We start from the raw sequence: 26850 nt of genomic DNA on the forward strand, positions 1-26850 counted from the left end.
TAGGCAAAAATATCTAGTTATATGCGATAATTTTAACCTGATGATATAGCTGATATTTCTAATGGTAATATTAGCCCTCGAATCCGTAACCTTACTAGCCCACAAATCGTCAAAATTACTTGCTTATATTTGCGGGTATTTAACCTAAATCTCTCTTGGACAACTCGAAAGATTTTGACTGACCGTATTCGATGTTCAACAAAGATTCGTTTAGATGAAAATATTTTGTTCTGTTCTTTCTGTTCAGTTGTTAGTTCTTGATTTCTTGGTTTCTTAATTGGAGTTGTAATTAAATCTTCTCCAAGATATGCCTTATCTCCTTTAAATCTTTGTTTGGCATCAAACTCTGAACGATATTCTCGGAACAAAGTTATATCGCTTTTTGGACCAGGTTCACCTGCCACAACATCAACGATATCACTAGCATCAGGTAAAATAATCATTTGAGTTTTAAATGTATGATTACTCTTCTTACCTGAAAAATATTTCTTTTGTTCATCATTGTCTCTAGGTCTTTCTCTGACTTGTTCATAGCTATCTACTATTAATTCATATTCTGTGAGCATTTCTTTTACTACTTCATAGTCAGAAGCGTTTTTTTTTACTTGTTCAAGCAAACTTGATGGCAGTAATTCTCGCAAGTTAGGCAACCAATAGTTAAACGTATCGTTGGCTGTAGACTCACTTACTTCAAACTGAATACCTAGAAGTTGAAAGGTTGTCAGATGTCGGAGATACACTAAAGTTAAAATGATTTGTTCAGAAATAGATAATTTTGGTTTCCGACCTCCTCCACCAGCAATAATTCTCACTTTCTTAGATTCCAGTAAAGCTTTTTTTTCATGATATAATCTTTCCCCATTTATGATTAATTGTTGTAACTGTTCATATTCCAGACCTATTAACCTTTGGGTTTGTTTAGGATTCTCTTCAATGTAATTCAGTATATTGCTCATGCTTCTGTGTCAAAATAACGCTTTAATGTTCTTTTATCACAGAATAATACTATTTTGGAGATGTCTTTTGGGTTCATTAGCGTAGTTATTTAAAACGCCTGCTTCGTTAACGGTGGTATACATAATGTTTTCCTGTATTTGTTACTTTATGTAAACTAATTTAACAATATTGTTACAAACTGTCAATAGAACTTGACAAACAATAGTAGATGACTGTAATAAGAACCACTTATCTTGGGGCATTTTCTGAGAAGAAGAAGCGATCGCATAACCGCCCAGCGTATCTGAACGCCTACTGTGAGCGGGTACGCCATTGAACTGCGCCCAGTGTGGAGGCGATCGCAGGTTGGCATATAGCTTTTTTGCACACATCTATCTATACTTGACGCAAGTCCTGATTAACAAACGGCTATTAACCCATTTTCTTCGCTGAAAGCGCGGATGGGTGGGTGTTAAAAATTCAATTGGCAAAATAATGGCTGAATTCCTCTGAGTACAATACTTTGCAGCAATACGAATCACTTAAACACCCGCGCGCCTTATCTGGACTAGATTTCAGCCATTTGTACCCAATTTCAATAATATGGTTTATACTATGATTGTCGCATTCGCGCACCCGAACCTTGAAAATCTAATACAGAGTGGGTTTTCAGCTACCGCTATTGCAATTTCACTAACTCCCTATTAGGGATTGAAACCCCGCAGTTTAGAGTTGCGGGAAATTTGGTTTAATGATTGCAATTTCACTAACTCCCTATTAGGGATTGAAACGTGTGGGTAGCAACAGTAGCCTGGAGTGCAGCGAATTGCAATTTCACTAACTCCCTATTAGGGATTGAAACCCAAAATGGGACTAACAGACTTAGACCCCACTATCCATTGCAATTTCACTAACTCCCTATTAGGGATTGAAACTTTTGATATTATTCGCTTCATAAATCAAGCATTTAAATTGCAATTTCACTAACTCCCTATTAGGGATTGAAACTTATTTACGGGCAAAGTATTTGTTCATGTTTTGGCATTGCAATTTCACTAACTCCCTATTAGGGATTGAAACATTATTTCAACCCTCCTCGGTACAATCCGACGGGAATTGCAATTTCACTAACTCCCTATTAGGGATTGAAACTCCCAGGATGGGTGATTGACACACAACCCATCATAAATTGCAATTTCACTAACTCCCTATTAGGGATTGAAACAACATTAAAGACAGTTTCATAAATGCCGTCGATAATTGCAATTTCACTAACTCCCTATTAGGGATTGAAACCAGCAGTCTGACTAACTACACCATGAAATAGCTCATGGGATTGCAATTTCACTAACTCCCTATTAGGGATTGAAACGCCTGCAAAATTACTAGTTGCTGCTGGGCTTGTGTTGCCAGAGATTGCAATTTCACTAACTCCCTATTAGGGATTGAAACAGGCTCAACGGGCGGGCTATTCGCTAGCTGCGTCTGATTGCAATTTCACTAACTCCCTATTAGGGATTGAAACTTGAAATTGAACCGGGAGGAGGGGACAATAATTCAAATTGCAATTTCACTAACTCCCTATTAGGGATTGAAACTTATCATGCTTAGAACTGCTAAACGAAATTGAGATTGCAATTTCACTAACTCCCTATTAGGGATTGAAACAAAAAGACTCTTAGTACCAGGACTCATGTTTGATTGCAATTTCACTAACTCCCTATTAGGGATTGAAACACTCGCTCTATGTACCAATGCCACAGTGCGTATAAAATTGCAATTTCACTAACTCCCTATTAGGGATTGAAACAGGTACAACCCTTCATCTTCTGGATTTTTCTTAAAATTGCAATTTCACTAACTCCCTATTAGGGATTGAAACGCCAATTCTATCAACAAAAGTAAGCTCGAAAGAAATTGCAATTTCACTAACTCCCTATTAGGGATTGAAACGCAAATTATTAATCCTGCTGGCGGTATTCTTTGGAATTGCAATTTCACTAACTCCCTATTAGGGATTGAAACCAGAGTATCCAAAGTGCTGCGGGTGCGCTCGTAAATTGCAATTTCACTAACTCCCTATTAGGGATTGAAACCGCTAATTCCGTACTACCGGGTATTCAGGCTTGCTCCCACTATTGCAATTTCACTAACTCCCTATTAGGGATTGAAACAGGAGGCAAGTACCTGCCTCCGGCGGGAGTGGGAGATTGCAATTTCACTAACTCCCTATTAGGGATTGAAACTTCAGAGGTCGAAATGGCAGAAAAAGCCCTTGGGCTAATTGCAATTTCACTAACTCCCTATTAGGGATTGAAACAATTGTCGCACTAGTATCCGGCTTGGCAAGGTTATTGCAATTTCACTAACTCCCTATTAGGGATTGAAACCGCCATTCCTGAGAAATACACCCAGTAGGGGATGATTGCAATTTCACTAACTCCCTATTAGGGATTGAAACCAATCAACCATCCCCAGTTTCACCACTCGGATTAATGGCAATTGCAATTTCACTAACTCCCTATTAGGGATTGAAACATGCCAAACTACAATGAATTCCCTGAAATATCAGAATTGCAATTTCACTAACTCCCTATTAGGGATTGAAACTTTTCTTCGGAGCGCGCCGATTGGCACTCGTATCATTGCAATTTCACTAACTCCCTATTAGGGATTGAAACGTACTAGTTCCGTGCTACCGGGTATTCAGGCTTGCATTGCAATTTCACTAACTCCCTATTAGGGATTGAAACCTTGTATTTGGGTAAGAGCGATTCGTTATTAAGCAGCATTGCAATTTCACTAACTCCCTATTAATCCAGGTTTTCGGTTGATTCAGCAAGCCCTATTTAGAGGAATTTAAATCCACGTTGGTAAATTTCACGCGCGTAGTCTGTCCACATTCCTTGTCCCCAATAGCGGAAGCAACTTGTTTGTAGTAAAAGATTGTGTACTAGTGCTTGACGGTATTCAGATGTTTGTGTAATAGATTCTTCTGAATTATTCAGTAGTAAATTATCAAATTTTTGATGAAATAAACTGCTTAATTCATACATGGGAGATAAGACATTTTCATATCCTTTTACCCAACTAATATGATTTGTCCAAGATGCTCCATCCATGTGAAAATTTGGATTAATTTGTTTTAATTCTTGGATGGCATTTTCTACGGCTTCAGTTTGACAATTTTCTGGGTTGACTCTTTGCCATATTTGGTGTTGTCCTACTGGTTGACACTCAGGAAAGTTTTCTGATTTACAACCAGCATCGGCGATTAATTCTAAATATTCTGTGCCGCACACTCCAACAGTTCCCGATTTACCGCCGTCGTTATTTACCATATCCCCCCAAGCTTGTTTAAAAGCACTGGGAAATTCATTCATCATTACGCCGCCGTTTTCACCATCACCAATTTGACTCACTATTGGTGGTATCGATACGTTTCCTAATTTTTGTGGAGATAGGGTTTTGGCTTCATAATAAGGTTGCATCTGAGCGACTAATTTTGTATCTGAACCTTGAGTTTTAATTAAGGCAGTAATACTAATGGTTTCGCCTTGGGAATTACGAGCAACTAAACGATGTGGTAAATGTTTATGAGTTAGAGATTGACCATCAATTGTTTCTACAGAATGTTCTTGCACAAGTAGCCAACGATAGCCACATTCTTTAAGTGCTTTGATAAATGCAAATAAAGTATCTGGGTGATTTGGTAAGTGCATTTCTGGCGGAGAAAATCCTTTAACTCGCGCTAATGCTTCCCAGCCAAAAATTGCTGCAAAATGCTGTTGCCATGCCAATATATGCAATTTAATATCTGAGATGGGAGTAGATGGTATAACAGCATGACCCCACATTGTCCCCAGCCATTCTACATAGGGTTGATAGGTGCGATCGCAAGTAATGCGCTTGAGGTTGTCTATAATATCGTTGCGTCCCATTTGGCTGAGTCCCCACAGCAGATTACCAGAGTAATCGAGCATGACACGGGGATTGCAACCTTGATTTACCAGTTCGGGAATAAAATCCCCCATGCGGCTGTAGCAATAAGCAAAGGGTGTGGCGTTGTGGTTGTCCCCTTCTTGGGGATGTTCAAACATATATTGCAGATTACTGATGAGTTTACCATCATGCCCAGCCGGGATCGTCGGTTGGTGCATATGTAAGGCGATCGCAAATACTGCATTGATATTTTCTAATTTGAGGTTGGTTGTTGGTAAAAATACAGGCGTGTCATGGTTAACAACTCTTGTCACCTCTGCTTCCCAGCCGGAAATGTTCGGTAAGTCATCAATCTTTTCTGATGGAAGGGTGGTAGGAAAATCCAGCATTGCTGATGACTCCAAGGCTAATTTATAATTCGTAATTCGTAATTCGTAATTTTTAACACTTTACTTAAATTACTCTTACTTAAGTAAGATAGCACCTAGCCCTGGGAATGAGAAATTTTGATTATGTAAACTTTCAACCCGCGTTCGCCTTTGCCGTTAACGTAGACTAGGCGGGTTTTGTCTGTGTAGGCTAATTAGTGTGATGGGCTGCTTTCCGTCATGGGTGCATTTCCATTAGGATTTACGTGGAGATACGAAAGCGAGCATATTTCTGGAGAACACAAAATCACTAAAACGCTGGATTCTGGTGAATAAGCTGGGTTTTGCTAGTGTTTGTGGTTTTGGTGGTGCGGCGATTTTTAAAATTAACTCCAGTAACCACGGTGCTAAACGTTGACACCACACAGCTAGATGACTTTGCCATCCTACTAGAATTTCTGGGGCATCTTTTTCTAATCCTATGACTAGTGCTTTGGCTACTTGCTGCGGAGTCATGGGGATCACCCAGCGAAATAGTTGCAAGTCGCGCACCATGTCTGTGTCGGTGAGGGTGGGTAATAAGGCTTTTACTTGGATGTTGTACTCTGCTAGTTCTTGGCGCAAAGCTTGGGTAAAGCCTAAAATGGCAAACTTTGTAGCTGAATACGTCGCCATTGTCGGTGCAGCGACTTTCCCCATTAAGCTGGAAACATTGATAATTGTCCCCTGTCTTTGGCTAACCATGCGTTTGGCTATGAGACTGGTGAGGGTATACATACCCAATAGATTTACAGAGAGTTCTTCTTGTACTTGGGGAGTTTGGAACGCAAAAAGGAGTTTTGGTAAGCTACCCCTGCACAGTTAACTAGTAGGTGAATAGGGCCGTCATTGCGCCAAATCTGTGCAATAGCGATATTTACCTCTGTTGCTTGTGTTAAATCAATAGCCAAGATTGTAGCTTGAACGCCCATCGCCTCGATTTCTTGGGCTAATTCGCTTAACTTGTGGCGATCGCGTGCTACTAAAATCAATCGTTGTATTCCTTGTTCTGCTAATTCTATAGCGATCGCTCGCCCAATCCCACGGGAAGCCCCTGTAATTAGAGCAACTTTGCCTTGAATATTCATGGATTTTTACCTCCAAATTCTGATTCTTACCCCAGTTCGTCATCAATCAATCAGCACAAACCTCAACACCAGGGAAGACGAATAATTAGTTGAATTTCCAGTCAGAACAGCCATTAGCCTGTAGCAACAACATATTTTTGGATTAATCTGCATTGTTCATGGCTTGCAGATTGCAGATTGCAGATTGCAAATCAATTGTTCCCGCAATTGGCTGAATAGATATAGCTCATAGGTTTTACCTCTCTTGAATCAGAGCGTTCATCAGCATCGTTGTCACTACACACGTTAGCAATTAAATCAATGACTTGCAATCTTTTTTAATAAGTATTTCTTAATACTTGTTTACAACTCTATATATAAACTACTGAATATGCAATAAGTTTTTATGAATACTAGGCAATAAATATTGTGATCCCCTGACAATTGATTTTTTAATTATAAAAAACAAAAAATTGTCATATAGAAAACATAGAAAAGATATCAAAAAGACACATTTTTCAGGAACACTATTCCTCAAATTGTCGTCAGCAATTGTACTGAATATAGTAATTAACCTGAGTTCGGGTTAAAGATAAGGAGGTAAAAGCCACTCCAGTTGAAGGCTAGGTTTCTTAGGTTGATGACAATAAGCGATTAATCCGCAAAGAACGTTAACGCAAAAATTAACAGGGCTGACGCCGGGGTACCGGCTACCGCTTCGCTATCGATGTCTGGAATGCTCAATTTGAGAAATATTTTTGAGTTGGTCATTAATCGTCTCAATAATTGAGCGTTTACGGGACAAAAGCTTGTCATGAAGACGCATTAGCTTATTCTTCATATTGCGACGGGGTTTGGCAAAAAATTCAATTCCGAAGTCTTGTAAAAGTTGAGAAGCAAGTTTTTGTGAAACATAACCTCTATCGGCAAATATTTTGCCAAACAGACCACTCAGTAAATCGGGTACTGGTTGACGGTCATCGACATTACCAGGAGTCAGAGATACATTTAAGAGTTGACCAAACTCATTGACGACCAGATGCAGCTTAAAACCAAAAAACCAATCCACAGAAGTCTTGCCACGAGCGGCTAAACCTTCAAACACCTTATGCCTAGAAATCCGACGATTATGACATACCTTCAAGCAAGTTGAATCGATAAAACCGATACCTGTACATTGTCCAAAACAATGCTTCAGATAGACACACAAAGGTATCAAGGTTGATGGCATCCATTCAATAAATCGTTGATAAGAAGGAAGACCTGGAAATGCAGAACTCCACTGTTGTTTCACTTGATTTAAATAAAAATGCTTGAAATTCCGGTAGTGATTTTGATGAAAAGCGATGATAATTGTCATGATTTCACTTAAACATAAGCTTTTAGCACGAAAACGTTTTATTCCTCCATGATTTAACAATTTTTTGTGCCATTGCGCTTCAAACGCTTTACAGAAATCATCTACATGACAGAACAAAGCATCTAAACTAAACATAGGACAGGCTGCTGGATTTGTTGTTATTTTCAGCTTACTACCTGTCCTTTTCCTTATCCCGAACTCAGGTTAATTAGTCATTAGTTAATCTCCCTCTTGTCTACCCTGTCACCTGTCACCTGTCACCTATTTCCTATTCACCGCTTGATTCAATTGTTCTGTAGTTAATGACTGTAAAAGACTGAGATTCAGAGGAGATTGACTAATATATTGAGCATAGGAAGACTGTAAATAGACATTGGATTCAGTCCGATTGAGAAGATTAGCTTGTAAAAAAGCCACACTTAAAGCATTGAGATAGGAATAAGCAACAGTACGGTCAGGGCCTAACAAGCCGGTTGGTACAGGTAAAACATTACTGTCATTAGGAGATTCGCCTATAAATGTGAAATGAGTAGCATTTTCAATTAAAACTAGATATTTATTAGGATTTGGCAACCAAGTAAAGGGGAGAATCTGTTCTGGTAAAGGAGGTGCAAAAATATCTTGACTACCTGTCATCAGCATGACAGGAACTTGTATTTGATTCATACCACTTTCACCGAAAATAGCACTATTAATAGGATTAATAGCGATGATGGTCTTGATGCGATTATCTTTAAGCTCATAGTTTTCTGAGGATAATTCAGTTGCTTGACATTGCAAAATCAACGATAAATTCAAATTTGAATTATCAGGTAGACAAATTTGCTTAAGTTGGTCAAAGTTAATCTCAGCCCCTCCTAAGGCTAAAACAGTGTAACCTCCAAAAGATTGACCAATTGCTCCTATTTGCTCAAAATTAAGTTTTCCTCGAAGTTTGGGATCAGCTTGTTCCATCAGCTGGAGTTCATCTAACAAAAACTTGATATCTAGCGGTCTATCAATAAATTCCCTTGGTTCTGGTGGTTCTGCCAAACCTGTAAAGTATTGCTGAAAACGTCTAGCGTTACTACCAGGATGTTCTAGAACGGCGACAGCAAAACCGTAAGATGCTAAATGTTGAGCTAAGTAAGCAAAGGTATAGCGGTCTGAAGCGACACCATGAGAAATTACAATGAGGGGAAAAGGTGGCTGATTGTCATTCTCTTGGCTGATTGTAGGTAAGTATAAATCTAGAGGGAGGAGGCGGTTTCGTGTTACATCATTTAAATTAAACCTGGTTGCTTGCCAACGAAATTTTCCAGGCTCTCTTAAATCTGGTAACTGCGAAAAATCCGTTTGGGAAGTAAGAGACTGTGTTAGAGCTTCTTTTTGCAGAAAAGATACAACATTATCCCTAGTTTTGAGCAACTGTGATAAATTATCAACTATTTTTATACCCTCTGTAAAATTTAGCCGCACACTTTTGCTAGGAAACTTCCGCAACACATTCACAAGTGATAAGCCTTCAGGAGAAGCAGCCGACAAAATTAAAGCAGCACGCAAAGCATAAAAGCCATTTCTGCGAGAATCAGTTAACAGCAATTCTCCTAGCCTTTGCAAAAGCTCTTCGCCAACTGGTGAGTAAGTAACTTGAGATACAAGAGTTGGAGTGACATTAAAACGTATCTGAAGTAGTTCCCGCAGTTGAGCTAATTGTTCAGGTGTGGCACGCTGGGCATAAAATTGGAAATCATTGTCTATTCTGCCTTCCTTAGCGAAAGTTTCTAAAGAATCGACAGGTAAGGACAATTCCCCAAAGGGAGGATAAAAAAAACTGATGCGTTCAGCAGCGAATCCAGGAGTTGCGGTTAAAAATGTAGATAATAGCCCTAAACTCAGGTATTTCAGAATTTTTTTCATGAGAAAAATGGATATGCAAGTTTGTAGTAAGGACTTTAGTCCTAATTTTTCTAAGGACTAAAGTCCTTACTACGAACCGTCAAAACTCACACATTACAAAGTAGGCTATGAGCATCATAAAGCAAGTGCTTACATTTAGAATCTACTATTTGTAGCATAAATCAAACATCGTCATCAGAGAATTCACTCATGTCTTGGGATGTACTGAACTAGCGGGTTTTAAACTAAATCCGCAGTGCGATAATAGATATAGATAGCAAAGTCCAGAATATGTCTTTTCATACTTGCGCCAGTTGTGCTGTTGTCCTAAATCAACAGCAAGAGCAAAATATTTCTCATCAATATCAATCTCAAGATGAACCAATTCACCAAACTCAAAATATGGTCAAATAGAAATCACTCAAAAACAAGCTGAGGCTTTAGGAAAGTTTTTTCATGTTGATGTAAGTTTGTTTCTTTTAGATTAAGCGATCGCGTTTAGCTTTAAACCTATTAATTTTATTTTTTAATCGCTGGATAATGTTGCAAAACTTGCTGCAAATATTGTCCAGTATAAGACCGAGAATTTCTAGCAACTTCCTCCGGTGTTCCCACAGCGATAATTTCTCCACCTTTATCGCCACCTTCCGGCCCCAAATCTATCACCCAATCCGCACAACGAATTACATCTAAATTGTGTTCAATTAATAAAACTGAATTACCTTTATCTACCAATCTTTGCAAGACATCTAATAACTTATGCACATCATAAAAAGATAAACCTGTTGTGGGTTCATCGATTAAATAAAGTGTCTTACCCGTGGCGCGACGAGATAATTCTGTAGCTAGTTTTACTCTTTGCGCTTCGCCACCAGATAAGGTAGTGGCTGGTTGTCCTAACTGCACATAACCTAACCCGACATCGAATAATGTTTGTAAACGAGTGACAGCTTTAGGGATATTTTGAAAAAAGTCTAAACTCTCCTCAACTGTCATATTGAGAACGTCAGCAATAGACTTATTTTTATATTTTACCTGCAAAGTGTCGCGGTTATATCTTGCACCTTTACACACTTCACACTGTACATAAACATCAGGGAGGAAATTCATTTCAATGATATTTACACCCTGTCCGCTACACGCTTCACACCGTCCACCTTTAACGTTGAAAGAAAATTGTCCGGGTTTATAACCCCTGGTTTTAGCTTCTACAGTTTGGGAAAATACATCCCGAATTACATCAAACACCCCTGTATAAGTCGCAGGGTTAGAACGGGGTGTCCTTCCAATGGGAGACTGATCAATTACGATTGCTTTATCAACACTATTTAATCCCTGAATTTTCTCAACATCTTTAGGTAGAGGAACTTTTTTAGTTAAATGATGTTGCAATGATGGATAAACTAATTCGTTAATTAAAGTTGATTTTCCAGAACCAGAAACACCAGTAACCACAACAAGTTTACCTAAAGGAATATCAACATCGATATTTTTTAAGTTGTTGCGATGGGCATTTTTAATGATTAAAGTGCGTCCATTTCCTTGGCGGCGTTCTGCTGGGGTATTAATTACTTTGCGTCCTGATAAATATGCACCTGTTAATGATTGTTCGGCTGTGAGTAATGCTTGAAAATCACCTTGGGCGATAATATTACCACCATGAACACCTGCACCGGGTCCAATATCAACTATGTAGTCGGCGGCGCGGATGGTTTCTTCATCGTGTTCTACAACAATTAAGGTATTACCTAAATCACGTAATTTGGTTAAAGTTTTAAGCAGTCTATTGTTATCTCTTTGATGTAAACCAATACTTGGTTCGTCTAAAACGTAGAGAACTCCTGTTAAACCAGAACCAATTTGTGTGGCTAGGCGAATACGTTGTGATTCACCACCAGAAAGGGTCATGGCGGCTCTATCTAAGCTGAGGTAATCTAAGCCGACATCTAATAAAAATTGCAATCTAGCTCTGATTTCTCTTAGCACTAAATCAGCAATTTTAATTTGCCGATCGCTCAATTTTAAATGATCAATTCTCTCCCGACAATCCCGAATTGAAACACTTGTTAAATCTAAGATGTTATATTGACCTAACCTAACTCCTAAAGCTTCCGGTTTTAATCTTTTACCGCCGCATACTTCACATGGTTGATCAACTACATACTGCTCTAATTTTTGCTTAATTAACTCAGAACCGCCTTCATATTGTCGCTGTAAAATTGGGATAGCACCTTTATATTGTGATGTCTTTTGGTTATCTGTTGTTTTTTCACCATACAGAATAACCTGCTGTTGTTCTGGTGTTAATTTGTGCCAATTTGTTTGTAATTCAAAACCATGATTGCTACCCACACTATAAAGTAATTCTAAATAATAAGAATTGTCTTTATCAGACCAAGGCGCGATCGCAGCATATACTGGTGCTTCAGGGTCGGGTACTACCAACTCTGGCGAAAATCTCCTTAAAGTCCCCAGACCGTGACAGTGAGGACAAGCACCATAGGGTGAATTAAACGAGAATAAGCGCGGTGATAATTCATCCATCACCGCGCCATGTTCAGGACAAGCAAAGTTTTCCGAGAAGACTAACTCTTGTTCTTCCTCTGGGGAGTTCTCCGTAGTAGGACTAAGCAAAATTTTGGCAATACCGCCTGATTGTTTCAGACACGTAGATAAAGAATCAAATAAACGTTCCTGAATCTCAGGCTTTTTCACCAAGCGGTCAATAACTACTTCAATATTATGGGTATAATTTTTATCTAATTCAATTGAGTCTGACAGTTCCCGGACTTCGCCATTGATGCGGACACGGACAAATCCTTGGGAAGCCAAACTAGATAATAACTTGCGATGAGTCCCCTTTTTACCCCGCACCACAGGCGCGAGAATTTGGAACTTAGTCCGGTCTGGTAGTTCCATAATGCGATCGCACATTTCGTCTATAGTTTGAGGTGCAATAGAGCGATCGCATATGGGACAATGGGGTTCACCAGCCCGACCAAACAACAGCCGCAAATAATCGTAAATTTCCGTCACCGTCCCCACCGTGGAACGGGGGTTATGAGACGTAGATTTCTGGTCAATGGAAATCGCCGGACTTAAACCTTCGATTGCTTCTACATCTGGCTTATCTAGTTGTCCCAAAAACTGGCGAGCGTAAGCACTGAGAGATTCTACATAACGCCGTTGACCTTCAGCGAAAATAGTATCAAACGCCAAAGACGACTTACCCGAACCTGATACACCAGTGAACACTATCAGGCGATCGCGCGGCAACTCCAAGTCAATATTCTTCAGATTATGCTGTCTTGCGCCGCGAATGCGAATTGTATTCTGGGGGTTAGAGTTGGGATAGGGGAGGTGTCCATTCAGGGATGCGGCTAGCTTGTGATCTGACATATTGACGGGCCAATAATGAGAGGCAGCGTGAAACAGTTCTTAATAATACTATCTTTACGAAGCTTTGTGATGACTATGCCTATAGTAGTACAATTATACTGTTATACCGCAAACGTTGAATGTTGAATGTGTAGTTATTGCAATACTTATAATTTGATTAATTTATATCAAAAGGAATATTTCTTTTAGGTAGTAGATTCAACACATTGGTGATTTTCTTAACAATACATAAAAATAATGTTAAAAATTACTCACTGAAATGTAAAGTCTGTTAACCTTACCTACAGGTCATGCCCACAATTTTTGGAGTTCTATTTTTTAGATTGATGTCAGTGTAGTCAGTGGCGAATAAACCTTAAATTTTCAGCATAAATTGGAAAAATTTGTCATGGGTAAGATGACCTTCAGACTGTAGATAACTACACTGGCATAGAGAAGAAATTCGGCACAACAACTATATGTAATGGAGAGTGATATGACCTTAGCAAGTCCTCCACAGACAAAGCCTTTAACCGATGCAGAATTGCATAAAATGAATGCCTACTGGCGCGCAGCTAACTATTTGTCAGTAGGGCAAATATATTTACTTGACAATCCTCTACTCAAAGAAAAACTCACTTTAGAACACGTCAAACCTAGACTGTTGGGGCATTGGGGAACAACACCGGGGCTGAACTTTATCTATGTTCACCTCAATAGAATCATCAAAAAGTATGACCTAGACATGATCTACATTGCTGGGCCTGGTCATGGCGGGCCTGGACTGGTAGCTAATACTTACTTAGAAGGAACTTACAGTGAGTATTACCCCAATATCTCCCAAGATGCTGAGGGGATGCAAAAACTATTCAAACAATTCTCCTTTCCTGGTGGTATTCCCAGCCACGTAGCACCGGAAACTCCCGGTTCTATCCACGAAGGCGGAGAACTAGGTTATGCCCTTGTCCATGCCTTTGGTGCTGCCTTTGATAACCCTGATTTAATTGTGGCTGCGGTTGTTGGTGATGGGGAAGCAGAAACCGGGGCATTAGCTACTAGCTGGCATTCCAACAAGTTCCTCAACCCTGCTACAGACGGGGCTGTGTTACCGATTCTGCACCTAAATGGGTATAAAATCGCTAACCCCACGGTATTGGCGCGGTTGAGTTACGAGGAATTGGAAAGCCTATTTGTAGGGTATGGTTACAAACCTTACTTTGTGGAAGGTTCTGATCCTGCGGATGTGCATCAGCAGATGGCGGCGACTTTAGACACCATCACGGCAGAAATTCATAGCATCCAAAGAGAAGCCCGTGTACATGGGTTTACCAAACGTCCCCAATGGCCGATGATTATCCTGAGAACCCCTAAAGGTTGGACAGGTCCAAAAGAAGTAGACGGGAAAAAAACAGAAGATTCTTGGCGATCGCATCAAGTACCATTTGGTGATCTAGCCGGTCAACCGCATCACATCCAACTCCTAGAAGACTGGATGAAGAGTTACAAACCCGAAGAACTCTTCGATGCTAACGGTACACTGATCCCCGAACTGGCAGAACTCGCCCCCCACGGACATCGCCGCATGGGTGACAATCCCCACGCTAACGGCGGGATATTGTTGCGGGACTTACAGATGCCCGACTTCCAAAACTATGCAGTTGATGTTCCCCAACCAGGTAGAGTCATTGCTGAAGCTACCAAAGTGACAGGTGAGTTGCTGCGGGATGTGATGAAACTCAACCAAGACAGTCGTAACTTCCGCGTCTTTGGCCCTGACGAAACAGCCTCAAATCGTCTCAATGCTGTCTTAGAAGTCACAGACCGGACTTGGGTAGCCCAAACCCTCCCAGAAGACGACCATCTTTCTCCTAATGGTCGGGTAATGGAAATGCTCAGTGAAACCAACTGCCAAGGATGGTTAGAAGGCTATCTACTTACAGGTCGTCATGGTTTCTTCTCTTGCTACGAAGCATTTATCCACATTATTGACTCCATGTTCAACCAACACGCCAAATGGTTGAAAAGTACCCGCGAAATCCCTTGGCGCAGACCGATTGCATCCCTGAATTATCTACTGACATCCCACGTTTGGCGGCAAGATCATAACGGATTCTCTCACCAAGACCCCGGTTTTATTGATCATGTAATGAACAAAAAAGCCGAGATTGTGCGCGTGTATTTACCACCCGATGCCAACACCCTCTTGTCGGTGACAGACCATTGCTTAAGAAGCCGTCAATACGTCAACGTCATCGTGGCAGGGAAACAACCAGCACTGCAATATCTGGATATGGATGCAGCGATTAAACACTGCACCAAAGGGATCAGCATTTGGGAATGGGCAAGTAATGACCAAGGTGGCGAACCAGATGTAGTCATGGCTTGCGCTGGAGATGTCCCCACCTTAGAAACCTTAGCGGCTGTGGATATTTTGCGGCAAAACTTCCCAGACTTAAAAGTGCGGGTAATCAACGTTGTGGATTTGATGACCTTGCAACCCAACACAGAACATCCCCACGGTTTAAGTCCCAAGGACTTTGATACCCTATTCACCACCGACAAACCCATCATCTTTGCCTTTCATGGTTATCCTTGGTTAATCCATCGCCTAACCTATCGCCAAACCAACCATAAAAACCTCCATGTGCGCGGTTACAAAGAAGAGGGAACTACAACCACCCCATTTGATATGGTTGTCCTGAACGATTTAGATCGCTTCCATTTAGTTATGGATGTAATCGATCGCGTCCCCAAACTAGGGTACAAAGCAGCTTATGTGAAGCAACATCTCCAAGACAAGTTGATCGAACACAAACACTACATTGAGAAACACGGCGAGGATATGCCAGATATTCGTGATTGGCAGTGGCCGTATTAAGAGGCAGGGGAGCAGGGAGCAGGGAGAAATGGGGAAACTCTTATCCCCTTTGCCCCCTGCCCCAATTCCTATACCTCTTGCAAAAGTCCGAACATGAGATGTGTCATTCTGAATGAAATGTATCATCTTTGAGATGTTTCGCTTCGCTCAACATGACACCTTAAGCATTTATCGTAAATTCAAGGGTTTAAGACCCCTACGTCTACACGTAGTATCAGTTGAGTTGGGGTTTAAATCCCCGACTCCAACTGTCTTTAATTTTGAATTTTGAATTTTGAATTTTGAATTTTGAATTGTTAAGCAAGAGGTCTCCTCTTCTCCCAATCCCCAAAACCTTAAAAGATGCCAAGTAATTGGGCTTTTGGCTTCTAGGACTGTCACGATCAGCTAAGTCATACCAAAATTCACCCGGCGAAATCCAGTGTTATAGCTAGGGTAATAAGTTCGTTCGCCTCAAATTTGAGGCGTTCCCAGATTAAGAGGAGGTTTGTTTTGACGAAGTTAAAAGTTGGCATCAACGGATTTGGTCGTATTGGGCGGCTTGTGCTTCGCGCTGGCATGAACAACCCCAATATTGAGTTTGTGGGTATTAACGACCTAGTACCACCAGATAACCTAGCTTACCTCTTAAAGTACGACTCTACTCATGGTAAGTATCAAGGTCAGGTGGAAGCCAAAGAAGACGGCATTTTGATTGATGGACACTTCATTCCTTGTATGTCAGTCAGAAATCCCGCCGAATTACCTTGGGGTAAACTTGGCACAGATTATGTCGTAGAATCGACCGGACTGTTTACAGACTATGAAGGTGCATCCAAACACCTACAAGCTGGTGCAAGGCGCGTAGTTATTTCTGCGCCTACCAAAGAACCAGAAAGAGTTAAGACACTGTTGGTAGGTGTTAACCATCAACTCTTTGATCCCAGTAAGGATGTGATTGTTTCCAATGCTAGTTGTACTACCAACTGTCTAGCCCCCATCGCCAAAGTGATTAACGATAACTTTGGTTTAGCAGAAGGGTTAATGACTACAGTTCACGCCATGACTGCTACCCAACCCACTGTAGACGGCCCCAGTAAAAAAGACTGGCGGGGTGGTCGCGGTGCAGCCCAAAATATTATTCCTTCTTCTACAGGTGCAGCTAAAGCAGTGGCACTGGTTTTACCAGAATTGAAGGGTAAGTTAACTGGGATGGCGTTCCGAGTCCCTACCCCTGATGTTTCTGTAGTGGATTTAACCTTCAAAACTAGTAAATCCACTAGTTACAAAGAAATTTGTGCAGCCATGAAAGCGGCTGCTGAAGGATCACTAGCAGGGGTTTTGGGCTATACAGACGAAGAAGTAGTATCTACAGATTTTCAAGGCGATCGCCATTCCAGTATTTTCGACGCAGGTGCTGGTATTGAATTAAACTCAAACTTCTTCAAAGTGGTCGCTTGGTATGACAACGAATGGGGCTACTCTCACCGTGTAGTTGACCTAATGCTGTCAATGGCACAGAAAGAACAACTGGTAACAGTTTAAGAGAGTGCTGAGTTTTGAGTGCTGAGTGCTGAGTGCTGTTAGCGGTAGCGCGGCGTTTAGCCGGTGCTGAGTCAGGGTAAACTCACTCATTGTTACTTGTTTTACTCCTGATGAGGGTGCTAAAGCATTACTCATTACTCATTACTCATTACTCATTACTCATTACTCATTACTCATTACTCATTACTCATTACTCATTACTCATTACTCATTCCCTAACTCCTCACACCATCACCCCTATGCGTCGAACAAAAATTATCTGTACTGTAGGGCCTGCTACCTCTGCACCAGACAGACTGCAAGCGTTGGTAGAAGCCGGGATGAATGTGGCGCGGCTGAATTTTTCCCACGGGGCTTATGAATTCCATGCCCAAACTGCTCAGTATATTAGACAAATCAGTGCTGATGAACAAAGGCCTGTAGCTTTGTTGCAAGATTTGTGTGGGCCGAAAATTCGTTTGGGAACTCTACCGCCAGAAGGGTTGACGGTAGAAGCTGGTGATGAAGTTACCTTTGTCTTAAAAGAGAAGGGTGACAACATTCACGAATTACCCTTACCATTGCCAACGTTGTTTGCAATGGTACGACCGGGAGAACCGATTTTAATTAATGATGGTCGAGTGAAGATGATTGTATGCGATCGCGATGCCGATCGTATTCATGCTCTAGTCAAAACTGGCGGGGTAATTTCCACTCGCAAAGGTGTAAACCTCCCTCTGACTCGCTTACCTGTCAGTTCTATCACCGAAAAAGACTTACATGATTTGCGCTTTGGGATGGAATTGGGGGTTGATTGGGTGGCGGTTTCCTTTGTCCAGTCACCCTACGACTTAGAACCAGCCCAGCGCATGATTGAAGCGGCGGGTTTGTCAATTCGGGTAATCGCTAAAATCGAGCGTCCAGAGGCGGTTGAGCATATTGACTCCATTATCGCCGCCGCCGATGGGATTATGATCGCCCGTGGTGATTTGGGGGTAGAAATGCCCATTCACAAAGTCCCCATGATTCAAAAAGACATTATTCGCCGTTGCAATCAAGCGGGTAAGCCAGTCATTACCGCCACCCAAATGTTAGAGTCGATGATTGGCGCACCCGATCCCACCCGTGCGGAAGCTACTGATGTGGCTAACTCTATCCTTGATGGTACAGATGCCGTCATGCTTTCTGGGGAAACGGCTGTGGGAGAGTATCCTGTGGCGGCTGTGCAGATGATGCACGATATTGCTATTGAAACGGAAAAGTCTTTGCAAGAGGGTAGTAGACATTGCTGGACAAATGATGCAGGTAGTCTCAGCGTCACTGAATCCGTAGCTGAAGCCGTCTGTCGTATCGCCTATGAAACTGGCGCACGGGCTATTTTGTGTAACACTTCATCAGGAAGTACAGCCAAACTCGTGTCTAAATACCGCCCTCAGACACCGATTTTTGCTTTAACCCCCGATGAAACCGCCTATCACCAGATGGCATTATCTTGGGGTGTCGAACCCTTGCTGATCCCACCTGTTTACAATGCTGAAGAAATGTTTACGAATTTGGTTAGCACCATTCTCAGAACAGGTCTAGTACATGAAGGGGATAAGGTAGTTATTACCTCTGGAGTCCCAATTGGTAAATCAGGAACAACTAGTTTAATTAAAGTGCATTCTATTGGACAGCCCATCACAGCCTAGCACCCCTAAAATAAAGCTGAGACTTCAGCCAATCGGCAATAGTTAAGAAAAATTGCCAAAATCAGAATTGTAAGGAATAAGAACGGGTGCGAAGAAGAGGGGAATTGTAAATCCTACATAAACAACAATCATGGAGTATTTTATGTCTAAAAATTTACTAGAACAATTGCGTGTAATGACCGTTGTGGTGGCAGACACAGGTGATATCCAAGCCATTGGCAAGTTTACACCCCAAGATGCCACCACCAATCCCTCACTGATTACGGCGGCAGCCAAGATGCCTGAATATCAGGATATTGTTGACCAAACCTTACTCCAAGCCAAAAAAGATGCCGGCGCAGGTGCTAGCCAAAGTCAAATCGTAACTTTGGCTTTTGACCGTCTAGCGGTTTCCTTTGGTCTGAAGATTCTGCAAATTATCCCCGGTCGCGTGTCTACAGAAGTAGATGCCCGTTTATCCTACGATACCGAAGCTACCGTTACTAAAGCACGGGAATTAATTGCTCAGTATAAAGCGGCTGGTATCACACCAGAGCGGGTTTTAATTAAAATTGCTGCCACCTGGGAAGGGATCAAAGCGGCGGAAATTCTAGAAAAAGAAGGGATTCACTGTAACTTAACTCTACTCTTTGGTTTGCATCAGGCGATCGCTTGCGCTGAAGGTGGCATCACTTTGATTTCTCCCTTCGTCGGTCGTATTCTCGACTGGTACAAAAAAGAAACCGGCAAAGATAGCTACCCCTCTGCGGAAGACCCTGGTGTATTGTCAGTCACTACAATCTACAACTACTACAAAAAATTTGGTTATAAAACTGAAGTTATGGGCGCAAGCTTCCGTAACATCGGCGAAATCACGGAATTAGCAGGTTGTGATTTATTGACCATTTCTCCAGCTTTGTTGGGTGAATTACAAGCCACCATCGGCGACCTACCCCGCAAACTTGACCCCGCTAAAGCTGCTACTTCCGGTGTAGAGAAGATTGCGATGGACAAGGCTACCTTCGACAAGATGCACGCTACTGACCGCATGGCTAACGACAAACTTGATGAAGGGATCAAAGGCTTTACAAAAGCACTAGAAGATTTAGAAAAACTCTTAGCAGAACGACTAACTCATCTAGAAGGAGTAGTAGCCAGCCACTAAATCAATTCGCAATTCGCAATGGGCTAACGCCCCGCTCCGCTAACGCAATTCGCAATGGTCTAATGCTCCGCTCTAAGCGCAGCTATGCCGCAGGCTTTACGCTTTTTCCGTGTTGTAACGGCGTTTGACTAGTTAGTGGCTTAGTAGTTAGTAAGACAAACAGCCACTGACTACTAAATGGCGGATCAAAAGTAATTCAACTATGAAGAAACAACTTATACCCTAGTTATTTTCAACCTTTCTCGACAGGGTATCTGCACTTGTCCGATATTCAGGGTAAGTGGGGACAGCCAGTTCACAGCGTCCCCAATTTATGCGATTGATAGTTTTCACATTATCTGAACGGAATTGATTTCAGCATTAGGCATTACTAATACCGCCGCCAATGGTATATGTATCGACCATGACGATCGCGAACTCGCTGCCATCTTCCATGACGATAATAATTTCCATGACGATTGCGTCGGCGATAATAATGCCGTCTATGCCGCGATCGCCGATAATAATGCCGTCTTCTTTGTCGGTGAGCCAGCAAAAGTTCTCCGCTTTCTCCTCCCCCAACTACATTTGTTTCTAACTCCACACCCGGCTCAATCAGTTGAGTATTAAGACCTTTTTCCACCCAGTCACCAGTCCTTATATCCTTAGCTTCAGCTATAGCAGGCGGATAGATGAAGGCTAATAACAGGAATACGATTGAGGATAGCTTCTTGAAACGGTTCACGTCTTGGCTTCTCCCTGATTATCGGTAATAAGATTAATAAATACAGGAAATTTAGAAACTATATAGTTCACACTTCACTAACCTAAAATCTACAAAAGTAATGAAAGTACTAGTTTTGAATGCAGGCTCTAGCAGCCAAAAAAGTTGCCTGTATGAAATCCCTGATCATGCTATCCCCAATGAAGCACCCCAACCTCTATGGGAAGGGAAAGTTAACTGGACTCAAGACCGGGGTGTGGCAGAAATTGAAGTGAAAACTGCCACGGGTGAAAAGTTACATGAGTCTATCTATGGTGATTCTCGACAGGCACACGTTGCCTATATGCTGTATACCCTCAGTCGCGGTTCTACCAAGGTGATTGGTGAATTATCAGAAATCAATGTGGTGGGGCATCGGGTAGTACATGGTGGGCAAAGTTACCGCCACAGTGTGATAATTACAGAAGAAGTAAAACAGGCGATCGCGAGTTTATCAAACCTTGCCCCAGCCCATAACCCAGCCGCATTAGAAGGCATAGAAGCCATAAAAAAAAGCTTAAGCAATGTTCCCCAAGTAGCAGTATTTGATACTGGATTTCATGCCACCCTACCCGATTCCGCCGCCATCTATCCTGGCCCCTATGAGTGGGTAGAACAAGGTATCCGCCGCTATGGGTTTCATGGTATCAGTCACCAATACTGTTCTCATCGTGCAGCGCAAATCCTCGGTCGAGACTTAGCATCTCTGCGAATCATTAGCTGTCATCTTGGTAATGGGTCTTCTTTAGCCGCCATAGAAAATGGTCGCAGTATTGATACTACAATGGGTTTCACACCTTTAGATGGGTTGATGATGGGTAGCCGTTGCGGTTCATTAGATCCGGGGATTATCGTTCACCTCATGCGACAACATGATTACTCTGCCGAAAGACTAGATTATGTATTAAATAAAGCTTCAGGATTACGAGGAATTTCTGGTGTATCCAGCGATTTACGCGAAGTGATGGAAGCCATTACTCAAGGTAACTACCGCGCTCAACTCGCTTGGGATATCTTTGTGCATCGCTTAAAAGCTAATATTGGTTCAATGCTGGCGAGTCTTGGAGGTTTAGACGTATTGATATTCACCGCCGGTATTGGTGAGAAATCCGCCGGAATTCGTCAAGCTGCGGCTGAAGCCTTCGGGTTTTTAGGGTTAAAAATCGACCCCCAGAAAAATCAAAGCAACCCCGTAGATGAAGATATATCTACCCCTGATTCTACAGTACGGGTATTAGTAATTCATACTCAAGAAGATTGGGCGATCGCTCAAGAATGTTGGGGTTTAATTAATTCGTAATGCCTAATTATGTCATTAAACCCCACCCCCGACCCCTCCCCGTTCACGGGGAGGGGAGACGAAGCGTAGCTTTGGCGGGGTGGGGTTATTCACAACACGCGCCGCAAAATTAGTTGAAAAATTTGCGGCCAAATTAAACTTAAACTTTGCCGAATCAGTACAGGCACAAAAGCTGATATAATTGGGAAAAATATAATATCAATTGCTTGGATTTCTTGAGTTAAAAATATAGCGATCGCAGGAATTATACAACTTATTCCCCACGCCAACCAATTGAGATATTTATAATTAATAGCAACAACTTTTTGTAGTTGTTTAAAAAGTATATACCTGCTAGTGGCAACGAATAAAGCTAATCCTAACCAAATCAAAATTAACCAAATTATCCCACTACTAGAATTAAATATATTGAGCGCATTTATTTTACTAACTAAAAATCCAGACGGAAATAGGGAAGCAAATTCCCAAACTAACATATTTAAATTATTTCTTAAGGAACTTAGTAACTGATCTACCAACCAATAATGAGCAGAAATAATTGTTATTAAATTAGCATTATTTTGTAGAAAGTCCTTTTTAACCTTCTGAATCACATCACCATAGAATAAGACAATACTTTGTAAAAGACAGTCTTTTTCTTGATAATCCTCAGTAGTTAATTCTTGTTGGCTATAGTAAGAATTAAAAGTACATCCAATCTGTAAACTTGTTTGATTTTGTAAATACTTACTCCTAAATATTCTCAAAATATTCATGAGAAAAATCAGGTAAGAGCTAGTGCTTTTATTTTTACCTTTTTTTACTCTCCTATGTGGAACAAAATTATGCTGAAAGCAAGTACAGTACCAAAGATGAATGAGCAACCTAGGCGGAATATTTAAAGAAAGTCCTGTTTTTTGAGATTGCTGAATTTGCTCTACAATCTTCTGGTTCAGGTAGAAACTACATTGAGACTGTTCAACCTTAATTTCAACACTATTACCTTCAGAAATGGGCAATAAAAAAACAAGAGTAACATCAGCAAGACTCTTTACGTGTGTCTTATCGTTGACCATTGGTAGATATATTTGCCAAACTTTTTACCAAATTAATCATGAAATCTAATATTCCCCGCCACTGTTTTTCGCCAGCTACTACTCCTTGATTATGAATTTGCAGAATCAAATTTTTTGAATCTTCTGATAAATCGAATAGGTCTTTGTGGTATCTGGTGATAATATCACCATCTAACTGCATAACAGTTTGGGCATAAATTGTATCAATTTCGGTACTAGTAACATCACCGCCATCTAAAGCCGCTTTCAGTTCAATAATTTTACGCAGTGTCCGCACAAACTTTTCATTATTTAAAAGTGCTTGAATTTCGTCACAATTGCTTTGCCATTCTTCTTCCCAGTTCCTCTGCTTTTCCTGATTGATATCATCTATTACTGGAGTAGGTGCAGGTAATATTGGTCTAGCTAATTCTACATATCTGGGATCAGATTCAACTATTTTTCCTCGCTTAAGTTCCTTTAAAAGATGTAGTCGCTGATGATATTGTTGGACTTTTTCATGTTGCAAATCATTCATTGTATGATTTACATCTTCAATAAGAAGATAGAAGTATTCTCTTTCTAATTCTGAAAATAAACTTTTATAACGATCTTGTAATTCTTCAGGAATTCCCATAACATCAAAGTAATCTTTATCATGTATGGAATATATTTCTTGGTATGCTTCCCAAGCACTAAATTTAGTACCACTAATACTATTAACAATCATTGTATTGACTTCTAATGCTGTAATATCTTCAACTAATACCTGCACCGAAGATACAAATTTATTTAATAAATTTCTAGACTTAGATTGAATTCCCTCTCTGCCTTGAGTAGTCTTTGATAAGTTAATTTTATTTTCATTTTGACTTCCAAGACTATCTCTAGCTTGAGCTTGAGTCCTATTAACCACGATGACAACCTCTTTAATTTTGGCAAAATATTGTAATAATTTGGTGTCTTTACAATCACAAGCAAATTAACCTACAAGTGCAGATAATCTACTGTAGGCATTTGGCTATATAATTCACTAATTAAACAACCCAAAAATTGTATTGATTAGTTATATTGTCCTGCGAGAATTTGCCATTTCCATCAAAATTTTATAGACTTTATGCACACTTTCTATATTCTTTTGCATGATTTCGCGGCTATCCTTGACTTGATCTAAATGAAAGCTGAGGAGTTCTGCATAAGGGCCACTACAAAGAAATGGACTACCAATCTCATTTTCGATATCGCCATCCATTATATTAATCTTGGTATAAATTCTGTTGCCTGGTTGAGCAGATTCTGTACTAGGTTGTAATTCTTCATTTAACTGAGTAGATGGTTCTACAACCCAAGTAGTAATTTTTAACTCCACAACTTCAGCTATTGCTGCCTTCATCGCATCAATAATGTTGTTACTCCCTAGGTTACTAGAGTTTAGCTGCTTGATGATTGATTGAAAATTGCCACTTTCAGCCTTGATGAGTTGACCGTTTGTACCTGACGCTTCTTTTACAGTAATTTCCATGAGCTAATTAAAGATCAAAGGTTTCAATGTAGACGAGTACAATTCTAATGGATGTGGGAAATTTGACAAGCTTTACTTAATAAAATTAAGTAAAGATGACAAGGAATAGCCGTGTATAATCTAAAATAAAACAGTATCAGAAGTATAAAAAGTAATTATCAAGCGTGGATTTACGTTAACTATCGAAAAGACTTAGGGAACACCAAAAAATAAATTATCCGCAATTGATGGTTGGGTAGGGTGCGTCAGTATGAATAATTTCTGAGTATAGTTAGGTTCTATCGCACTGACGCACCCTACAGTTTAGATATTTTTTATCTGGAAGTACCTTATTACGGGAATAATACTATACACAATGAGCAACTCTGCCGAAAAAGATAGAAAAACTATGTTGATATCGCGTCAAAGTGTCATAACACCTCTTGTAGTGATTTTATGTATCTTAGGGATTGGCTCTATGCAATCGCCTAGGCTGCAAAAATTATTAAATAGTCGGGAATATATTTCTTTAGCTACTTTAGAGAAAGAACTCCAGCAAGAGAAATTAAGGCTAAATCTACTCAAGCAAACGCCTAGTTTTGGTTATGATAATTTAGTTGCAAACTGGGCTTATCTAAATTTCTTACAATACTTTGGTGATGATGAAGTCCGTGAAAGAACTGGATATAGTCTGAGTCCTGAATATTTTGAAGTTATTTTAAAACGTGACCCCAAATTTTTAGCAGCTTATTTGAGTCTTTCTAGCAGTACATCTATCTATGCTGCTATGCCAGAACGCTCAATAGCAATAATGGAAGAGGGTTTAAAATCATTATCTCCCAAAGTTCCAGAGAAATCTTATTATATTTGGCGTTATAAAGGTATTGATGAGTTATTATTTTTAGGAAATTCTCAAGCTGCCCAGAAATCTTTTGAAACAGCAGCTAATTGGGCTAGTGAATATAAAGATGAAGAAAGTCAACTTGTAGCTTTCACCTCTCAAAAAACTGCCGAGTTTCTTAGCCGTAATCCTGATAGTAAATATGCCCAAATTGCTACTTGGTCAATGGTATTAGGTAATCCCGTTGACGAACAAACTCGTAAGAGAGCAATTACCGCTATTGAGAAATTAGGGGGAGAGGTAATTACTAACCCAGATGGTACTAATAGAATTAAATTACCACCAAAAGATTAACCCTCTTTTATGTCTATTTTGCATCCAGTACAAAGATGTGTGTACACCGTAGTCCCTAGTAGGGAAGGGGGTTAGGGGGTTAGGTTTTGTGTTAGCTAAGAAGACAGGGGCTTTCAAGTTCCCCCGCTACCTTTGGTAACTAGCAATCAATCAAATACAAATAAAAATTTCCCAGTCCCCAGTCCCCAATCTATTCCTCGTCCCACGTTTCAACATCAAGTAAATCGCCGATGGGGTCTTGCATGGTGAAACCGAAATCTAGCAGTTCCTGTTTCCAGTGCTGCCAGTCATTGCCATAAAGCAGCGCAATCTTCCAAATGCTATCATTTGTCTTGATAATATTCGATTCAAGGAGTGATTGCACGTTACGCTGCAATTTCACCATTGGGTGAATTACTTGCTGAGTCATAACCTCTATTCAATTAAAAATTTTATTGGGTAAATGCTTAATCAAAACTGCTTTCCGTCTTGCAAATGTCAACAATGCGTAGAGTGTGTTTTTGGCAAAGCTAGTCTTAACTTTCTTACTATACCATAACAAACTCTACTCATTTATGATGAAATTCGGTTTTGTACGGTAATTACTCCACAAAACTTAGATTTCACCAAGCACATTTGACATCTCCCCCGGCTAGAAGCCGGAGGATTCTAAACTGATGTTGCTACGGGGTCTAAAAGACCCACCCCGCAACGTTTGCAATATGATTTATTTAATAAGATTGAACAAATCATATTGCTGTGGCACTGTCAAAATGCCCTACCCACCTCGGCTAGATTTAATTCTAGCTGTGTGGCTACTTTTACTAAAAACATTTTTACTCTTGATGTATCCTTCTTTTAAAGATGGGTTGTTCATCAAAAAATTGTTTGAAGTTATCCTTATTTTACTACAAA

At 40.6% G+C, this 26850-nt stretch carries 17 protein-coding genes, 2 pseudogenes and 1 CRISPR repeat array; of the genes and pseudogenes, 7 read left to right on the plus strand and 12 right to left on the minus strand.

Features of this window, described 5'->3' with window-relative positions; genetic code table 11:
- Positions 1 to 32: 32 nt before the first annotated feature.
- From L6494_RS26955 to L6494_RS26980, 6 genes and pseudogenes are all read right to left on the minus strand, one after another.
- On the minus strand, positions 33 to 956 hold the full coding sequence (locus L6494_RS26955; protein ID WP_237988802.1) for a transposase: 924 nt from the start codon (positions 954 to 956) through the stop codon (positions 33 to 35).
- Between the two features lie 141 nt (positions 957 to 1097).
- Positions 1098 to 1328: a hypothetical protein gene (locus L6494_RS26960; RefSeq protein WP_237990825.1), complete on the minus strand. Its 231-nt coding sequence runs from the start codon at positions 1326 to 1328 to the stop codon at positions 1098 to 1100.
- Positions 1329 to 1617: 289 nt separating this feature from the next.
- A CRISPR array of direct repeats spans positions 1618 to 3689; the repeat unit is 37 nt; unit sequence ATTGCAATTTCACTAACTCCCTATTAGGGATTGAAAC.
- 96 nt (positions 3690 to 3785) lie between these two features.
- Entirely contained in the window at positions 3786 to 5267 is a 1482-nt protein-coding gene (locus L6494_RS26965; RefSeq protein WP_237990826.1) for a glycosyl hydrolase family 57, read from the minus strand.
- 234 nt (positions 5268 to 5501) lie between these two features.
- A pseudogene (locus L6494_RS26970) lies at positions 5502 to 6373 on the minus strand (SDR family NAD(P)-dependent oxidoreductase).
- Positions 6374 to 6938: 565 nt separating this feature from the next.
- A pseudogene (locus L6494_RS26975) lies at positions 6939 to 7847 on the minus strand (IS982 family transposase).
- Between the two features lie 126 nt (positions 7848 to 7973).
- Positions 7974 to 9611 (minus strand): alpha/beta hydrolase, encoded by a 1638-nt coding sequence (locus tag L6494_RS26980; RefSeq protein WP_237990827.1) that lies wholly within the window; start codon positions 9609 to 9611, stop codon positions 7974 to 7976.
- A 270-nt stretch (positions 9612 to 9881) separates the two neighbouring features.
- On the opposite strand from L6494_RS26980, the gene L6494_RS30920 reads away from it, so the two are divergent.
- Positions 9882 to 10004 (plus strand): hypothetical protein, encoded by a 123-nt coding sequence (locus tag L6494_RS30920; protein WP_269139277.1) that lies wholly within the window; start codon positions 9882 to 9884, stop codon positions 10002 to 10004.
- Positions 10005 to 10109: 105 nt separating this feature from the next.
- On the opposite strand, the gene uvrA is transcribed toward L6494_RS30920, so the two are convergent.
- Positions 10110 to 12989, minus strand: a complete 2880-nt coding sequence (gene uvrA, locus L6494_RS26985) for an excinuclease ABC subunit UvrA (RefSeq protein WP_237990828.1) — start codon at positions 12987 to 12989, stop codon at positions 10110 to 10112.
- A 475-nt stretch (positions 12990 to 13464) separates the two neighbouring features.
- Here uvrA and L6494_RS26990 point away from each other — a divergent pair, with 475 nt between their 5' ends.
- The 4 genes from L6494_RS26990 (at position 13465) to L6494_RS27005 (ending at position 20184) form a co-directional block, all read left to right on the plus strand.
- Positions 13465 to 15846: a phosphoketolase family protein gene (locus L6494_RS26990; protein ID WP_237990829.1), complete on the plus strand. Its 2382-nt coding sequence runs from the start codon at positions 13465 to 13467 to the stop codon at positions 15844 to 15846.
- Positions 15847 to 16338: 492 nt separating this feature from the next.
- Positions 16339 to 17370: a type I glyceraldehyde-3-phosphate dehydrogenase gene (gene gap / locus L6494_RS26995; protein ID WP_237990830.1), complete on the plus strand. Its 1032-nt coding sequence runs from the start codon at positions 16339 to 16341 to the stop codon at positions 17368 to 17370.
- A gap of 239 nt (positions 17371 to 17609) precedes the next feature.
- The gene (gene pyk, locus L6494_RS27000; protein WP_237990831.1) at positions 17610 to 19040 is read left to right on the plus strand and encodes a pyruvate kinase; all 1431 of its coding nucleotides are present in this window, start codon (positions 17610 to 17612) and stop codon (positions 19038 to 19040) included.
- A gap of 142 nt (positions 19041 to 19182) precedes the next feature.
- Positions 19183 to 20184 carry a transaldolase gene (locus L6494_RS27005; protein ID WP_237990832.1) on the plus strand — a complete coding sequence of 334 codons (1002 nt, stop codon included), beginning with the start codon at positions 19183 to 19185 and terminating at the stop codon, positions 20182 to 20184.
- 370 nt (positions 20185 to 20554) lie between these two features.
- Here L6494_RS27005 and L6494_RS27010 read toward each other — a convergent pair whose 3' ends face one another.
- Positions 20555 to 20908 carry a hypothetical protein gene (locus tag L6494_RS27010; protein ID WP_237990833.1) on the minus strand — a complete coding sequence of 118 codons (354 nt, stop codon included), beginning with the start codon at positions 20906 to 20908 and terminating at the stop codon, positions 20555 to 20557.
- Positions 20909 to 21008: 100 nt separating this feature from the next.
- On the opposite strand from L6494_RS27010, the gene L6494_RS27015 reads away from it, so the two are divergent.
- Positions 21009 to 22226, plus strand: a complete 1218-nt coding sequence (locus L6494_RS27015) for an acetate kinase (protein WP_237990834.1) — start codon at positions 21009 to 21011, stop codon at positions 22224 to 22226.
- An 89-nt stretch (positions 22227 to 22315) separates the two neighbouring features.
- Here the strand turns inward: L6494_RS27015 and L6494_RS27020 are convergent, their stop codons facing one another.
- The 3 genes from L6494_RS27020 to L6494_RS27030 form a co-directional block, all read right to left on the minus strand.
- Positions 22316 to 22981, minus strand: a complete 666-nt coding sequence (locus L6494_RS27020; protein ID WP_237990835.1) for a hypothetical protein — start codon at positions 22979 to 22981, stop codon at positions 22316 to 22318.
- A gap of 286 nt (positions 22982 to 23267) precedes the next feature.
- Positions 23268 to 24176, minus strand: coding sequence for a hypothetical protein (locus L6494_RS27025; RefSeq protein ID WP_237990836.1), 909 nt, complete (start codon positions 24174 to 24176; stop codon positions 23268 to 23270).
- 150 nt (positions 24177 to 24326) lie between these two features.
- Complete coding sequence (locus L6494_RS27030; RefSeq protein WP_237990837.1) at positions 24327 to 24782, minus strand: hypothetical protein; 456 nt, start codon at positions 24780 to 24782, stop codon at positions 24327 to 24329.
- 388 nt (positions 24783 to 25170) lie between these two features.
- Here L6494_RS27030 and L6494_RS27035 point away from each other — a divergent pair, with 388 nt between their 5' ends.
- Complete coding sequence (locus L6494_RS27035) at positions 25171 to 25956, plus strand: hypothetical protein (protein ID WP_237996304.1); 786 nt, start codon at positions 25171 to 25173, stop codon at positions 25954 to 25956.
- Positions 25957 to 26146: 190 nt separating this feature from the next.
- Here L6494_RS27035 and L6494_RS27040 read toward each other — a convergent pair whose 3' ends face one another.
- A complete protein-coding gene (locus L6494_RS27040) occupies positions 26147 to 26365 on the minus strand; it encodes a DUF4327 family protein (RefSeq protein WP_237990838.1) in 219 nt (72 codons plus the stop codon).
- Positions 26366 to 26850 lie beyond the last annotated feature (485 nt).

This window comes from Nostoc sp. UHCC 0870, assembly GCF_022063185.1.
Classification (GTDB): domain Bacteria; phylum Cyanobacteriota; class Cyanobacteriia; order Cyanobacteriales; family Nostocaceae; genus Trichormus.

What these genes read in the sequence shown, in the direction of transcription:
- L6494_RS27020 (WP_237990835.1), bottom strand. Translation starts at nt 22,981, where the DNA reads ATGAATATTTTGAGAATATTTAGGAGTAAGTATTTACAAAATCAAACA.
- L6494_RS27040 (WP_237990838.1), bottom strand. Translation starts at nt 26,365, where the DNA reads ATGACTCAGCAAGTAATTCACCCAATGGTGAAATTGCAGCGTAACGTG.
- L6494_RS26955 (WP_237988802.1), bottom strand. Translation starts at nt 956, where the DNA reads ATGAGCAATATACTGAATTACATTGAAGAGAATCCTAAACAAACCCAA.
- L6494_RS27015 (WP_237990834.1), top strand. Translation starts at nt 21,009, where the DNA reads ATGAAAGTACTAGTTTTGAATGCAGGCTCTAGCAGCCAAAAAAGTTGC.
- L6494_RS27005 (WP_237990832.1), top strand. Translation starts at nt 19,183, where the DNA reads ATGTCTAAAAATTTACTAGAACAATTGCGTGTAATGACCGTTGTGGTG.
- pyk (WP_237990831.1), top strand. Translation starts at nt 17,610, where the DNA reads ATGCGTCGAACAAAAATTATCTGTACTGTAGGGCCTGCTACCTCTGCA.
- L6494_RS26980 (WP_237990827.1), bottom strand. Translation starts at nt 9,611, where the DNA reads ATGAAAAAAATTCTGAAATACCTGAGTTTAGGGCTATTATCTACATTT.
- L6494_RS26960 (WP_237990825.1), bottom strand. Translation starts at nt 1,328, where the DNA reads ATGTGTGCAAAAAAGCTATATGCCAACCTGCGATCGCCTCCACACTGG.
- L6494_RS26990 (WP_237990829.1), top strand. Translation starts at nt 13,465, where the DNA reads ATGACCTTAGCAAGTCCTCCACAGACAAAGCCTTTAACCGATGCAGAA.
- L6494_RS26965 (WP_237990826.1), bottom strand. Translation starts at nt 5,267, where the DNA reads ATGCTGGATTTTCCTACCACCCTTCCATCAGAAAAGATTGATGACTTA.
- L6494_RS27035 (WP_237996304.1), top strand. Translation starts at nt 25,171, where the DNA reads ATGTTGATATCGCGTCAAAGTGTCATAACACCTCTTGTAGTGATTTTA.
- L6494_RS27030 (WP_237990837.1), bottom strand. Translation starts at nt 24,782, where the DNA reads ATGGAAATTACTGTAAAAGAAGCGTCAGGTACAAACGGTCAACTCATC.
- uvrA (WP_237990828.1), bottom strand. Translation starts at nt 12,989, where the DNA reads ATGTCAGATCACAAGCTAGCCGCATCCCTGAATGGACACCTCCCCTAT.
- L6494_RS30920 (WP_269139277.1), top strand. Translation starts at nt 9,882, where the DNA reads ATGTCTTTTCATACTTGCGCCAGTTGTGCTGTTGTCCTAAATCAACAG.